Below are 13,575 nucleotides of genomic sequence, written 5' to 3'. Positions count from 1 at the left end.
TTCACACTTCCGACTTTGTGAGTTCCGCAACCGGCGCGGTCTGCAACCAGGCGCGCAGGGCGAGATTGACGGCTTCGGGCGCCGTCAGGTTCACCATATGGCGTTCGTCCTCGATCACGACGGCCTGGCCGTGGTGCGCCGCGGCGGCCATCTGGCGGGCCATCTCCGGCGTGGAGTTCGGATCGTCCGAACCCGTGAGCACGAGCGCCGGGCAGGCAATCGTGTGCCAGCCGTCGGCATAGACTTCGTCGCCTTTGGCGAAGGCCGTGTAAGCCGTGGCGTAGCCCGCGAGATTCACGGACTTGAGCCACGCTTCGACCTTTTGCGCGGCGAGGCGCTGCGCCTCGTCGGCGTTGAACCAGCGCTTGAGCGGCGTATCGATGTCGATGGTGCCGGATCGCAGTTCGGCGGCGCGTTGCAGCACGGCGTCGCGCGCTTCCTGCGTGCGGCGGTACACACCGTTCAGGACTGCCACGCGTTTGACGAGGTCGGGCCGCGTGACGGCCACGCCTGCCGCAATCAGCGAGCCCATCGAGTGGCCGGCCAGATTGACCGGACCCGCGTTCAGCGCTTCGATGAATTCGATCGCCCAGGCCACGAACTGCTGCAGGCCGGCGTTCTCATCGAGCGCGCCGCTTTCGCCGTGGCCCGGCATATCGACGGAAATCACGCGGAAATCGCGCGACAGATCGTCGATCTGCGGATACCACGCCTGCGCCTGCATGCCCACACCGTGAATCAGCACCAGCGGTTCGCCGGCGCCCTGTTCCAGATAGTGCGCGGCGCGATTATTTGACAGCTGCAGGGTTCTTGAGATCATTTCCGAGCTCTGCGAGGTCTTGATAACGGTCGCCAATGCGGTGGTGCGGACGGCCGCCGGTCGCGCCGCCGATGGCGATCACGAGTTCGTCGGCAGCGGGTGCATCGGGGATCGAAAATTGCAGCGTCAGATAGTGCGAACGGCGGCCTTCGTCGTTCTTGTCCATCATCGGAATCAGCAGCGGCGCATTCGCCGGGCCGCGCGTGTTGTTGAACGCCAGATACGACTTGGCGCCGACGGCCGAGCGGTACGTGTTGCCGAAATGCAGCGTGTGGATCAGCGCGGACGCGTGCTCCAGTTCGCCCGAGAGACCGACGATGGCGCTCTTGCCGAAGGCCTCGACCGCTTCGCCCGAGCCTGCCTCGTCGATGATCAGCTTCGTGAGGTGCTCGCTCAGTTGCGGCGCGATCGCGCGAATGTCCGCCGAGAGGTCTTCCACGTAGCCGCGGCCCGCCCACGGGTTCTTGATGACCACCGCCGCGCCGATCATTTTGAGCGGCTTCGCAGCGGCTTTGTCGCCATCCACATAGACGGTTTCGACGTGAAGAATGGATTTGCGAATCAGGCTCATAGCAAGGTTCCTGGGTCCGTTGATGATGGAAGGCATTGTGGTATGCCATAGTACGGCGTACCATGCGTGTTAACCCTATCGATCCGGCGCGAGGCCGAAATCGCGGGAAAAAACGGGCCCGCTGGAGTAGGGTTCGACCAACTGGCGCGCGAGCGCCCGAGACTTTTCGCAGACAGGAGGAAGAGATGGCGGCTTACTGGATTGCCCATGTCACCGTGCTGGACCCGGTGAAATACAAGGACTACACGGACATCGCGCCGGTGGCGTTCAAGAAGTACGGGGCGGTGTTTCTGGCGCGCGGCGGCGAGTCGCGCGTGCTGGAGGGCGAGGCGTTTCAGCGCCATGTCGTGATCGAGTTCAAGGACATGGACACGGCGCTCGACTGCTACAACTCGCCGGAATATCAGTCGGCGAAACTGAAGCGCGACGGCCATTGCATCGCGCAGATTTCGATCGTCGAAGGGTTGTAAGGGCGGGTGAGCCGCCGCCCGAGGATCGCGTTTGTGTTGGTGTGAACAATCAGACGCGATTCGCGGCGGCGGCCGTTGAACGCCCGCCGCTCAGGCACGCGCCGAGCGCTAGCAGCCCGAGCGCCGCGATCGACACCGCCACCACCGGCAGGCTTGTGCCGAACACGGCGCTGATGCCGCTTGCGAGCAACGCGGCGCTGCCGATCTGGCAGAACCCGACGAGTCCCGATGCGCTGGCCGCGCGTCCATGCGGCGCCGCGATGGCGCCGGACACCGCGAGCGACAGCGACGAACCATTGGCGAGACTGACGAGGCACATCGGCAGCACGACGGCGGGAATGCCCGTCACGCCGAGCGCGGCCACCGCGATAAACGCCGCGCCGCCCAGCACGAAACAGAGCACGCCCATCGTCACGATGCGGTCGTACGGCCAGCGGTCGAGCCAGCGCCGCGCCAGCAGATTCGCGACGATGATGCCGCCCGTGAGCGGCAGATACAGCCAGCCGCGATGCGCCTCGCCGAGACCGAGCCGCGCGAACAGAAACGGCGACTGCGTGAGATAGACAAACCACGCGCCGTAAATGCAGCAAACCACGACCGTATAGCGGCGGAACGCGCCGTCGCGCAGCACATCGCCGAAACCCGCGAGCGACGTGACACGGCTTCGCAACGCGTGCGGATGCGTTTCCGGCAGCACCGCGCACACGAGCGCGAACGCGACGGCGGCGAAGGCCGCGACGAACAGAAAGTCGGCGTGCCAGCCGAACGACGCGGCCAGGTGGCCGCCCACGGCGGGCGCGAGCGCCGGCGACAACGACACCAGCGGATACACCACGGCGTAGACCTTGGCGGACACGTGCTTGCTGCAAGTGTCCGCGATGATCGCGCGGCCGATCACGAGGCCCGACGCCGCGCCCACGGCTTCCACCACGCGCCAGCCGAGAAACGCGGCGAAGCCCGCGGCCTGCGCGCAACCCAGCGACCCCGCCATGTAGAGCGCGATGCCCGCGAGCACGACGGGCTTGCGGCCGTATCGATCCGAAAGCGGCCCATAAACGAGTTGCGCGACCGCGAGCGCGAGGAGATACACGGAGACCGTTTGCGGCATGCGCCAGTCGGCAATGGCGAATGCGCGCGCCATGTCGGGCATCGCGGGCAAATAGATATCGGAGGCGATCAGCCCAAAGGCGTTGAGCATCGCGGCGGTCAGAATGAAAGAGAGTCGTGGCATAAGGACGGAAGATCCGATGAATGAGCCGTCATGCTAGCGAGCGTGCTTCCATGTGAAAATGCATGCGAATGCAGCTATGGGCTGCAAATTTGCAGCATCGAAAAACCTCGGAAAAACCTCGGTAAATTTCGCCAATCACATGAACTGGGACGACGTTCGAATCTTTCTCGCCGTGTATCGCGCGGGCACCTTGCGCGGCGCGGCCCAGCAACTCGACATCGATCAGACGACGGCGGGCCGCCGTCTCGCCGGTCTCGAAAGCACACTCGGCAGCCGGTTGTTTCTGCGGACCACGGGCGGTCTCGTCCTCACGCAAAGCGGACAACACGTGCTGCAAACCGCCGAGCAGATGGAGCGCCTCGCCATTTCGTTCGCGCGCAAAAGCGAAGGCGCCGACGAGCGCGTGGCGGGCGAAGTGCGCGTGACGACCACCGACTCGCTCGCCATCGACTTCGTGATTCCCGCGATCGAGCGGCTGCATCTGCGTCATCCCGAGGTCCGCGCGATCCTGACCACCACGCCGCGTCTGCTCGATCTGTCGCGTCGCGAGGCCGACGTTGCCGTGCGCACGCAGCGCCCCGAGCAGCCGGGACTGATCGTGCGGCGGCTCGGCAGTTGGGAAGTGGGGCTGTACGCGTCGCGCAGCTATATCGCGCGGCATGGCGAGCCGCGCACGGGCAGGCAACTCGCGGGACACGATATCGCGCTATACCAGCCTGGCGTCACGACGAGACAGGAGGCCACGCTCGTCGGCGAATCGCGCGCGCAAGGCCGCGTGGTCGCGGAAATGGATTCGAGCCTCATGCTCAGCACATTCGTGCGCGCGGGTCTCGGGCTCGGCGAATTGCCGGTTTATGTGGAGCAGCGTTACCCGGAACTGGTGCGCATCTGGCCGCACAAACGGCGCGCGAAAAACTACGAGGCGTGGCTCGTGTTGCACGAGGATCTGGCGCACACGTCGCGCGTGCGTGTGGTCGTCGATGCGATTGCGGAGCGGTTTGGTGCCTGAATTTTGCCGGTACGCGATGTAGAACGACGCCGCACGGCATGGCCCCAGCGACGGCGCGTCGCGTGGCTCTTTCGTGGTGAAGCCCGCTCTCGTATAGTCGCGGCTTCCCGAATTGGGCGGTCATGAATTGAAGCGGAGTGGCGAATATGGAAGTCAGGCAATACGCGGCGCGCGATCTCGATGCGGTGGCGCGTCTGTTTAACGACTATCGCGTGTTTTACGAGCAGCCGTCCAATCTGCCGCTCGCCACGCAATTCATTGCACAACGAACGCAGGCGAATGAGTCGGTGTTGCTGGTCGCCGATACGGGCGATACCGGCGATCACGCGCTGGCCGGATTTTGTCAGCTTTATCCTTCGTTTTGCTCGGTCGAGGCCGCGCCGATTTATGTGCTGTACGACCTGTTCGTCGCGGAGTCTGCGCGGCGTGCGGGCGTGGCAAAGCATTTGTTGCAGGCAGCAGCGGCACGCGCGAAGCGCGATGGCAAAGTGCGCATGGATTTGACCACCGCTAAAACCAATCTGAAAGCGCAGGCCTTGTATGAGTCGCTCGGCTGGAAGCGCGACGAGGTTTTCTATACGTACAACCTGACGATCGCGTGATCCGCTTCGCAATGGCGGGACTTCAAACGCCCGCGCCCGCCGATCGATGGTGAGCGTATCTCGCACACATTTGCAGTACTTCGCGTTCCGAATTAATTAAGATTCGCTTTAAAAAACGCAAGCACCGATTCGTCGAATTGCCGATGAAACGCGGCGCGATCGAAGCCTTTTGGATCGGTGCAGATTTCCGGCTCCTGGTTTTTCATCCGCTCGGAGCACGGCGCGAGAAAAGCGAAATGCGCCGAATCGGGCACGCTGTGATAGTCGGGCCGCTGCGCCAGTGTGCGGGCGAGCGCGGGCGCGTCGTGCGGCATCACGCCATCGCCGCCGAATTGCGAGGCCCACAACTGGATGGGCGCGTGCACGTTCTTCAGATCGTCCGGCGCGGGGAAGGCGTTGAGCGGGTCCGCGAGCACGAGCGCCTTGATGCGAGGGTCGTGCGTCATGGCCGCGGCGGGCAGCGTCTTGTTTTCGATCTGCTGGCAAATGGGCGGTCTTGGCGTCGGGCATGTCAGGTTGGCGTGCAGGAAATCCGGTTCGCCGCCGGCGAGCACGAGACCCGTATAGCCGCCCCGCGAAAAGCCGAAAAAGCCGATTCGTTGTGCGTCGATGTTGCGTGCATCGGGCCCGGCGCCCAGCAGGTAATCGATCAGGCGCTTGATGTCGGTGGGCCGCTCCACGAACACGGAGAAATCGCCCGCGCGGCTCGGATCGACGAAGGAGTCGCCGGGATGATTGATCGCGGCGACGACGAAGCCCGCGTCGGCGAGCGTCTCGGCGAGATCGTGATGGCCGAGGAACGATCCGGTGTGGCCGTGCGAAATGACCACCAGCGGCAGCTTGTCGCCGACGGTCGCACAGTCGCGGCGGCCTCTGAGCACATACGGGCCGAGCGGCACGTCCTCGGCGGGGTCGGCGCAGGGCGTCCACACGATCGCGCGCAGCGCGGGACCGTTGGCATCGGCGGGAATTTGCACGAACTTGATGCCCGCCGCGTGCGCGAAGGTCGACAACAGGAACAACAAAACGGCCGGGATGAGCGTTTTCATAAGATCCTGAGGGACGATGCGCCGGCTTTCGATCTGCTTTCTTTGCTTTCACGAAAGCATGACGTGACGGCGAGATTCGATCAAATGCGGATCTTATCCGTTTGCGCGCGCGCAGGCGTTACGAATGACGCGCATGCATGCGCACGCCTTTTAACAGCGCCGGTTCGCCCACGCTGCAATACACGTCGAGCGGCGTGATGGCTTCGAGCTTCACGCTCAGCACCCAGCCGCCGCCGTGGTGATTTTTCCGTCCTGACGTTGAGTCAATGAGCGCGGTGTACATAAAAATAATATGATACGGATTCCGTAGTAATGTGCGATTCACTCACCGCAGCGGCGAATCCTCACTCGGAATCCAGATCGTCGACGTCGCTTCATAAAACTGCTGCGGGCCGCCTTTAGGCGGCCAGGTTCCATCGGCATAGGTCTGCGCGCGAATGGCAATGCGCTCGTCGAGACTATGCCAGGGCCAGATATGCGTGATGCGCGGCGCGCCGTCGAGCGCGAACATATTGATGGTCAAGGGCGAACGCTTCGAACGCTCGGGCATGGCGGCTTCCCACGCGTCGATAGTCGGTTGGAGTCCGCCGGGATTCAGCCAGTAAGTGCGAAATTCGTAATACCGGCCAAAAACGCCCGGCTCCACGGCGGGCAGAAAGGGAAACGCGGCATAACTTTCGCATTCGATTGTGCACGCGCTGCTGGCCGCGCCGAAGGGATCGGCGTGATGCAATTCGCGGATGCGCTCTTGCGCCAGTTCATCGGCGCTCGCGAAACTGCGCAGAATACGCACGCAGCCGAGCCGGCCATTTTCCGACGTCCAGATGCCGAGCAAACGGCCCATCGTATCCGTCCGATCGAGCCACGTTTGCGCATGGCCGATGACTTGCGGGAGTTTCAGAATATGCGACGACAAGGTCGTCAGTTCGTAAAACATCGCGACACTCCTGTGTTCATGAACGACGCGTTCAACGCCATTCGATAAACCAGATTAGACTGGTGCGCGTTCGAAGGGAATTCCCGCTTTATTCACAGACTCTGTGCGGAAGTCGCTATGTTCGACTGGCAGGATTTACGCTATTTTCTCGTGCTTGCGCGCGTAGGCACGCTCTCGGGCGCGGCGAATGAACTCGCGGTCGAGCACGCGACCATCGGGCGGCGCGTCGCTTCGCTGGAGACGGCGCTGGGGCTGAAACTCGTTTATCGCATGCCGCGCAGCGTGCGTTTGACCGACGAAGGCAAGGCGATTGCCGCGCTGGCCGCATCGATGCCGGACGGCGCGCGGGCCGTCGAGGCCTATGCGTTGCGCGCGTCCGCTGCGTTATCGGGCACCGTGCGCATCAGCGTGCCGCCCACGCTCGGCAGCCATTGCATCGCGCCACGCATGCGCACGTTTCGCGAGGCGAATCCGGGCGTGAAGATCGTCATGGAAGGCGCAGCGGGCATCGCGCCGCTCGATCGCGGCGCGGCCGATATCGCCATTCGCATGATCGAGCCGAAAGAGGCGAGTCTGGTGACGCGGCGCGTTGGCGCGATTCGCTTCGGTTTGTATGCAAACCGCGATTACGCCGCGCGTCCCGCGAAACAATGGGAGTTCATCGCGTACGATGCCTCGCTCGATCATGTGAGCCATCAGCGCTGGCTGCGCGGCTATCTCGACGGGCGGCCCATCGTTTTCGAAACCGGCGATGTGATGGGCCAGCAGGCGTCGGCGCGCAACGGCGTAGGCGTCGCGCTTCTGCCGACCTTGATCGGCGAAAACGATAGCGAACTGATCAGGCTCGATGCGCAATCCGCGCCGCCCGAAACGCCGCTGTGGCTCGTGACGTATCCCGATGTGCGGCGCACCGGGGCGGTAAAAATCGTGATGGCGTTTCTGGTGGCGTGCGTCGCGGACGAACCGCATTTCGCAGAGCAAAAGCAAGCGCGCCAGCGGCGCTGACGCATGCGCTATCCGGCGTGTCCCGGCGCGCGCCTGCAAACCGAAACGACCTTGTTTTTATAGGTCGTTTCGTGATCGGGCCGATAGTCGAAGCGATTCGCAACCTTCATCGATGCGGCATTCTCAGGCGAAATAATGCAGACGGTTTCCGCGCCGGGCCAGCGCGTGTGCGCCCAATTCAGCGCGGCGGCGATCGCCTCCGACGCATAGCCGAAACGTTGCGCGCGCTGCGCAATCATCCAGCCGATTTCCGGGCTCGCATCGAACGCGGGACTGATACCGCGCCGATGCTGCACGAAGCCCACTTCGCCGACGAAGGCCGCATTGGACTTCTCGCTGACGATCCAGTGACCGAATCCGAGCGCCGCCCAATGCCCGATGCTGCGCAGCAGACGCGTCCACACCTCCTCGCGCGTGAGCGGCGCGCCGGTCACAAAACGCACGACTTGCGGATCCGACCACATGCTGTACAGATCGTCGAAATCGCGCAGTTCAGGCGGGCGCATGACAAGACGTTGGGTTTCCATCATGTGCGTGTGTGACCGGTTAGGGATCGGCGGGAACCGCGATCAGTGATAGATCGATTTCGTCGATTGCAGCTTCGTGAGCTTGCCATCCTGAATGCGATACCAGCCATCGGTGCCTTGCATCACGACTTCGCCGCGCTGCCAGAACACGCGCTTGACGGTCAGCCGCGCGTTCGCGCGCTGCACGAGCGGCGGACGGCGGCTGAAGTCGTAGAGCACGGGGCCGAACGCGGTTTGCACGAGCATGCGCGTGACGGTTTCATTGTCGCGCGCGACTTCGTCGAAATGGGTCAGCGTCTTCGCGTCGAAACGATCGAAAATATCGTTGTTGAGCATGGCGACGAAGTCGCGGTCGTCGCGCACGAATTGCACCGTGCCGCCGGGCGTGACCACAGGGCCGGGCGTGTTGCTTTGCGCGTGCGCGCCGGTGGCGATTGAGGCGATGGAGGCGGCCGCGAGTGCAGCGAGAAGCAGTCGTTTCATTTGTCTTTCCAGATTGCGCGCCGGATGGATTTGAATGCGGCGCTTGATTCACCTACGCTTCAGCGTGGCATTGTCATCAATTTTTCGCGTTACGTCGATTGCTGCGGCATGCGTTGCGGACATTCGTTGCGAACATTCGGGCGAATGCGACGCAATGTCCACGCGGTTTCCACGCCATGCAGGGCCCGCCACGCACGGAGCGATTTTGGCCAACCCCGATCTCATCGAGCGCCCGCCCGGCTCGGCGCCGAATGCCGCGCATGTCGTCGCCGCGCAGGCGAGCCCGTGCGACGAGCTCGTTATCCGCGCCCAGCCCACGGCAGTCGATTGCCCGTGCCGGCGCAAGCGCCTCGCGCTCGCGGCGACGATCCTCGGGTCGAGCATGGCCTTCATCGACGGCTCGGTCGTCAACGTCGCGCTGCCGTCGATCCAGGGCGAACTCGGCGCGAGCGTCGCGGCGATGCAGTGGGTCGTCAACGCGTATCTGCTGTTTCTCGGCTCGCTCGTGCTGGTCGGCGGCGCGCTGGGCGACAAACTCGGCCGCCGCACGATTTTCATCGCGGGCATCGCGCTGTTCACGCTCGCTTCCGCCGCGTGCGGATTCGCGCCGAACGTGGCCGCGCTGATCGGCGCGCGCGCGGTGCAGGGCATCGGCGCGGCCTTGCTCGTGCCCAGCAGCCTCGCGATCATCGGCGCGGTGTTCGACGACGCCGCGCGCGGACGCGCCATCGGCACCTGGGCGGGCGTGGGCGCGATCACGTCGGCGGTGGGGCCGGTGGCGGGCGGCTGGCTCGTCGATACGCTGTCGTGGCGCGCGATCTTCTTCCTGAACCTGCCGCTCGCCGTGCTGACGATCGCGCTCGCGCTGGCGGCGGTGCCCAACAGCCACAAGGCCGACGCGCCCGAGCGGCTCGACTGGCCAGGCGCGGCGAGCGTGACCACGGGACTCGCGGCGCTCACGTTCGGGCTGACGCTCGCCTCGGCGCACGGCTTCGCGCACGCGAGCGTGTTGGGCGCGATCGGCGCGGGCGCGCTGCTGCTGACCGTGTTCCTGCGGATAGAGGCGCGCAGCGAGAACCCGATGATGCCGCTCGACGTGTTCCATTCGCGCGACTTCAGCGGCGCGAATCTCGTCACATTGCTGCTGTATTTCGGGCTCGGCGGCGCGCTGTTTTTCCTGCCGTTCACGCTGATTCGCGCCTATGGCTATCACGCGACCGAAGCGGGCGCGGCGCTGCTGCCGGTGCCGGTGATCATCGGATTGCTGTCGCGGTTGACGGGCGGCTTGACGAGCCGCTTCGGCGCGCGTGCGTTGCTGACGGTGGGGCCGGGCGTGGCCGGGATCGGCTTTGCGTTGCTGGCGGCGCCCTGGGTGCGCGGCGGCAATTACTGGAGCGGATTGTTTCCCGCGCTCGCCGTGCTCGGCATCGGCATGACGATCACCGTCGCGCCGCTGACGACGGTCGTGATGGGCGCGGTGCCGGCGGACCGCACGGGCGTCGCGTCCGGTATCAACAACGCGGTGGCGCGCGTGGCGAGCTTGCTGGCGATTGCGGTGCTGGGGATCGTGTTCGTGTGGGCGCACGACGCGGCGCTCTCGACGCGGCTCGATGCGCTGCACGTGCCGCGCGAGACGCGGCAGAGCGGGCGATTGCTGGAGCCGGAGGCGGCATCGAGCGTGGTGTCGACGGCGGCGAGCGGGGCGATGAGCGGCGAAACAAGCGGCACAAGCGGCACCATCAGCGGCACCATCAGCGGCACCACAAGCGCGGCAACAAGCAGGGCGTTTGCGCCGCTCGCGACCGCCATCGTCCGCGCACAGGCCGATGCGATCGCCGATGCGCTGCGCGCCGTCGCGCTCGTGTCGGCCGCTTGCGCCTTCGTGGCGGCAGGGCTGGCGCGGGCGACCATCCGGCCCTTCAAACCGTCGGCGTGACCGCCTCAGATCGCGCGTCGCTGCGTGCCCGGGATGCGTGGCTCAGTGCGTGGATCGATGAGGCGGTGAAATGAGGCGGTGAAGCGCGAAGCGGCACGTCGATGCTGCGATTACTGGCCGAAGTAGACCGGCTTCATGCCGTCGTAGGCGGGACGCACCGCGGCGACGGGCGCACCCGAGGCAGCCGAACCGTTCGCCACGCCGCCGACCGCGTTGTTCTGCGCGGCGACCTTGGCTTCGGCGGCGAGGATGTCGTCGGGGTAGTGCGGGTCGTTGCCGCGCGACGGGCTGTAGCCGGCCTTTTCGAGCTGGACGAGTTCGGCGCGAACCTGAGCGCGGGTCAGCGGGCCATTCGACTGGGCGAACGAAGCAACCGGGACAACGAGAGCAACGGCAACTGCAACGGCCTGGATCAGGGACTTCATGATTACAACCTCCTTGGTGTTCTGGTTTTCGGTTGGGCTGATTTGTCGCAACCGATGAGCAGAGTCTAGGAGTTTCACGCCCTGGGGTTAACCATGATTTGGCGAAGGGATTCTTCCAGTTGGAAGCAAGATCGGAGAGTGCCTTGCGGCGGCGATGGGAGTGGGGTGGAATGGCGTGAGGCGAACGGGTGGGCAGCCGCGCCGGATGGTGTTTCATGACGTTCCGACGCGATTTTTAGGGCGAAATCGGGGTGCCAGATCGGGCGCAATCATGACAAAATGTCGCTTTGAGTCCCGATGAGGCGGGACATTTTGTCGATATTGCTGAAATCCCATGAAACCCGCAGATCTTTCCTACGCCCTCGCGCGCCTGGGCTGGACCCAGGTCACATTCGCCGATTATTCAGGCTACGACCGCCGTACCATCGGCCGATGGATCAACGGTCAGTCGGCGATTCCGCTGCTCGTGGAGCGGCACATCGATTTGCTCATGGCGATTCGGGATCGGATGCCCTGACGGCGGGGTGCTGCGCACCCCCCTCCCCGCGAAAAGCGTCGGTCGCTCACGCGCAATCGGCGCAGTGCCGCCGTTATGATGATGCGATTTTTTGACTCGGGGAGTGTCATTCTGAACCGCGCGAATTCACGCCACACGACTGTGGCGAGCACGCTTCGTCAGCGCGCCACGCGCGTCGCCTCGTCCTTGGTTCTGAGCGCGGGCTTCGCTGCGCAGGCAATGGCCGCTGCGCCGCCCTCCACGTACCGGTTTGCCTTGCCGGGCGGCGGGGCGATTCTCTACGACAAAGCCCTGAACCCAAAGGCTGCGTTGCCCGAACGCGCGTGGCAGCGTGCCGTCTTCCAGTTCCCGAACGGCGCGGCTTTCAGTCTGCTGCCGGGGGCGGGCGAATGGAACGCGGCGGGCACGCAGATGGAATCCCCATCCAGCGACGATATCTCGCCGTCCGGTCAATACGTGGTCGTTGCGCGTATCAGTTCAGGGACGGTGTCGACGGGACCGGGGCAGCCCGAGGTCGTGTCGAGCCGCGAATACTGTTCCGCCATCGAGATCCGCACGGGCTGTATCAGCGCCGACCAAACGGGCGAGATTTGCGGCGAGCGCTGGCAGCGCGGTCAACCCGCGCAGTGGGGTTCGGACGATCAGACGCGTTTGATGCTGAGCGACGACCGCCCCTCGGCGAGCCGGTTGCTGCGCCTCGTGAAATCGGGGCAGCCGATCCGGCCGGTCGTGGACGACGACGCGGGCGTCCGCAATCTGCTGCGCTGCGATCCGCCGTCGCCGGGTAATCGCGAGGCGTACCGGGACATCGCGGGCAAATTGCAGGCGGCGGGCGGTCACGGCGATGCGAGGCTGATCGACGCTGCGCTTGCCGGTGTGGGCGGCGATAACAGCGCAAGCAGCGTAGACAGCACGCCCGTCGCGGCGGATAGCGGGCGTCGCGAGGCCACGGTCACGGCGCAGAAGGCGACGCTCTATACCGCGCCCGACGACGCCCACGCGAGCCGCGCCTATCTCGTTCAGCACGATGCGGTGAGCGTGGTGAAGGCGGCGCCGGAGGGCTGGATGTACGTGGATTACGTTGGCGCGTCAGGCCGTCACTTGCTTCGCTGGATCAAGGCCGATCAGGTGGCGCTCAGGCCGTAAGCGGATGCCCTGACGGCGGGGTGCTGCGCACCCCCCTCCCCGCGAAAACCGTCGGTTCTCATGGCGTGATCGGCGCCGTCGTATAACGCAGGATGCGGTCGCGCGACGTCTCCAGCAAACGCGTCATCGCCGCCGCCGCCGCGTCCGCCTCGCGCGCCACGATATGGCCGCGCACGGCGTCGTGCAGCACGAGATCCTCGCTCGGCTGCGCGGCCTCGCGTTGCATCATCTCCGACGACACGCGCAGCGCCGCCTTGATCGCATTGCCGATCGTGATGAACATGCCGTTCTGCGAGGCCGTGATGATCGCGAGGTGAAACTCCAGGTTCGCGTCCGCTGCCGCGCGAATCGCCGATGCGCCGTGCTGCGCCGATTGATCGTAGGCGGCCACGAGTTCGAGATAACGCCGCTCGATGATCTGCACGGTTTCCTCGTTGCCATGACGCGCCGCGAGAAAACTCGCGCGCGGCTCGAAACAGATGCGCATTTCGAAAATGTCCTCGACGATCTTCGAATCGAATTGCGCATTGAGCCGCCACGCGAGCACATCGCGGTCGAGCAGATTCCAGTCGGAGAATGGCAGCACGCGTGTGCCGATTTTCGGCGACACGGCAATCAAACGCTTGCCCGCCAGTTGCTTGATGGCTTCGCGCAGGGTGGTGCGGCTCACGCCATACGCGCTGCACAGTTCGCTTTCGACCGGCAGCGCGTCGCCGGGCGCGAACTCGCCCGAGACCACGCGCATGCCGATAATCTTGGCGATCTGCGTCGTGATATTGCCGACGATCGGTTCGCGCTCGAACATCACTTCCCCTTCGTAGACATCGTGCACGGCGTGTCCGCGCCG

The 13,575-nt window shown here is 64.8% G+C and carries 16 protein-coding genes; 7 read left to right on the top strand and 9 right to left on the bottom strand.

Going from position 1 to position 13,575, the window contains the following annotated elements:
* Window position 1: 1 nt before the first annotated feature.
* Both U4Y88_RS12505 and U4Y88_RS12500 read right to left on the bottom strand, forming a co-directional pair.
* The gene (locus U4Y88_RS12505) at window positions 2-820 is read right to left on the bottom strand and encodes an alpha/beta hydrolase (protein ID WP_321784234.1); all 819 of its coding nucleotides are present in this window, start codon (window positions 818-820) and stop codon (window positions 2-4) included.
* Window positions 789-1,391: an amino acid synthesis family protein gene (locus U4Y88_RS12500; RefSeq protein ID WP_224013510.1), complete on the bottom strand. Its 603-nt coding sequence runs from the start codon at window positions 1,389-1,391 to the stop codon at window positions 789-791. The genes U4Y88_RS12505 and U4Y88_RS12500 overlap by 32 nt, the downstream gene beginning before the upstream one ends.
* A 185-nt stretch (window positions 1,392-1,576) precedes the next feature.
* Here U4Y88_RS12500 and U4Y88_RS12495 point away from each other — a divergent pair, with 185 nt between their 5' ends.
* On the top strand, window positions 1,577-1,861 hold the full coding sequence (locus U4Y88_RS12495; protein ID WP_224013509.1) for a DUF1330 domain-containing protein: 285 nt from the start codon (window positions 1,577-1,579) through the stop codon (window positions 1,859-1,861).
* Between the two features lie 49 nt (window positions 1,862-1,910).
* Here U4Y88_RS12495 and U4Y88_RS12490 read toward each other — a convergent pair whose 3' ends face one another.
* The gene (locus tag U4Y88_RS12490) at window positions 1,911-3,092 is read right to left on the bottom strand and encodes a multidrug effflux MFS transporter (RefSeq protein WP_321784232.1); all 1,182 of its coding nucleotides are present in this window, start codon (window positions 3,090-3,092) and stop codon (window positions 1,911-1,913) included.
* 139 nt (window positions 3,093-3,231) lie between these two features.
* On the opposite strand from U4Y88_RS12490, the gene U4Y88_RS12485 reads away from it, so the two are divergent.
* Both U4Y88_RS12485 and U4Y88_RS12480 read left to right on the top strand, forming a co-directional pair.
* Window positions 3,232-4,101: a LysR family transcriptional regulator gene (locus U4Y88_RS12485; RefSeq protein WP_321784230.1), complete on the top strand. Its 870-nt coding sequence runs from the start codon at window positions 3,232-3,234 to the stop codon at window positions 4,099-4,101.
* Between the two features lie 146 nt (window positions 4,102-4,247).
* Window positions 4,248-4,703: a GNAT family N-acetyltransferase gene (locus U4Y88_RS12480; protein ID WP_321784228.1), complete on the top strand. Its 456-nt coding sequence runs from the start codon at window positions 4,248-4,250 to the stop codon at window positions 4,701-4,703.
* A 92-nt stretch (window positions 4,704-4,795) separates the two neighbouring features.
* On the opposite strand, the gene U4Y88_RS12475 is transcribed toward U4Y88_RS12480, so the two are convergent.
* The gene (locus U4Y88_RS12475) at window positions 4,796-5,752 is read right to left on the bottom strand and encodes a dienelactone hydrolase (protein ID WP_321784226.1); all 957 of its coding nucleotides are present in this window, start codon (window positions 5,750-5,752) and stop codon (window positions 4,796-4,798) included.
* Between the two features lie 325 nt (window positions 5,753-6,077).
* Complete coding sequence (locus tag U4Y88_RS12470; RefSeq protein WP_321784224.1) at window positions 6,078-6,689, bottom strand: NIPSNAP family protein; 612 nt, start codon at window positions 6,687-6,689, stop codon at window positions 6,078-6,080.
* Window positions 6,690-6,806: 117 nt separating this feature from the next.
* Here U4Y88_RS12470 and U4Y88_RS12465 point away from each other — a divergent pair, with 117 nt between their 5' ends.
* Window positions 6,807-7,694 (top strand): LysR family transcriptional regulator, encoded by an 888-nt coding sequence (locus U4Y88_RS12465; protein WP_321784222.1) that lies wholly within the window; start codon window positions 6,807-6,809, stop codon window positions 7,692-7,694.
* Window positions 7,695-7,702: 8 nt separating this feature from the next.
* On the opposite strand, the gene U4Y88_RS12460 is transcribed toward U4Y88_RS12465, so the two are convergent.
* Window positions 7,703-8,200, bottom strand: a complete 498-nt coding sequence (locus tag U4Y88_RS12460; protein ID WP_321784220.1) for a GNAT family N-acetyltransferase — start codon at window positions 8,198-8,200, stop codon at window positions 7,703-7,705.
* A 63-nt stretch (window positions 8,201-8,263) separates the two neighbouring features.
* The gene (locus U4Y88_RS12455) at window positions 8,264-8,704 is read right to left on the bottom strand and encodes a hypothetical protein (protein WP_224013501.1); all 441 of its coding nucleotides are present in this window, start codon (window positions 8,702-8,704) and stop codon (window positions 8,264-8,266) included.
* Window positions 8,705-8,909: 205 nt separating this feature from the next.
* On the opposite strand from U4Y88_RS12455, the gene U4Y88_RS12450 reads away from it, so the two are divergent.
* Window positions 8,910-10,640, top strand: coding sequence for a DHA2 family efflux MFS transporter permease subunit (locus tag U4Y88_RS12450; protein ID WP_321784219.1), 1,731 nt, complete (start codon window positions 8,910-8,912; stop codon window positions 10,638-10,640).
* A gap of 110 nt (window positions 10,641-10,750) precedes the next feature.
* Here the strand turns inward: U4Y88_RS12450 and U4Y88_RS12445 are convergent, their stop codons facing one another.
* Entirely contained in the window at window positions 10,751-11,065 is a 315-nt protein-coding gene (locus U4Y88_RS12445) for a DUF4148 domain-containing protein (RefSeq protein ID WP_065060806.1), read from the bottom strand.
* Between the two features lie 334 nt (window positions 11,066-11,399).
* Between U4Y88_RS12445 and U4Y88_RS12440 the strand changes: the two genes are divergently transcribed.
* Together U4Y88_RS12440 and U4Y88_RS12435 are read left to right on the top strand one after the other, a co-directional pair.
* Window positions 11,400-11,582 carry a helix-turn-helix domain-containing protein gene (locus tag U4Y88_RS12440; RefSeq protein ID WP_224013499.1) on the top strand — a complete coding sequence of 61 codons (183 nt, stop codon included), beginning with the start codon at window positions 11,400-11,402 and terminating at the stop codon, window positions 11,580-11,582.
* A gap of 219 nt (window positions 11,583-11,801) precedes the next feature.
* On the top strand, window positions 11,802-12,728 hold the full coding sequence (locus tag U4Y88_RS12435; protein ID WP_321784216.1) for a hypothetical protein: 927 nt from the start codon (window positions 11,802-11,804) through the stop codon (window positions 12,726-12,728).
* Between the two features lie 58 nt (window positions 12,729-12,786).
* On the opposite strand, the gene U4Y88_RS12430 is transcribed toward U4Y88_RS12435, so the two are convergent.
* Window positions 12,787-13,560: a FadR/GntR family transcriptional regulator gene (locus U4Y88_RS12430; RefSeq protein ID WP_224013497.1), complete on the bottom strand. Its 774-nt coding sequence runs from the start codon at window positions 13,558-13,560 to the stop codon at window positions 12,787-12,789.
* Between the last annotated feature and the right edge of the window lie 15 nt (window positions 13,561-13,575).

It is taken from the genome of Paraburkholderia sp. J94 (assembly GCF_905220285.1).
Classification (GTDB): Bacteria; Pseudomonadota; Gammaproteobacteria; order Burkholderiales; family Burkholderiaceae; genus Paraburkholderia; species Paraburkholderia tropica_A.
Note: the sequence above shows the minus strand (reverse complement) of the source record. Positions and strands in the feature narration are given on the sequence as shown.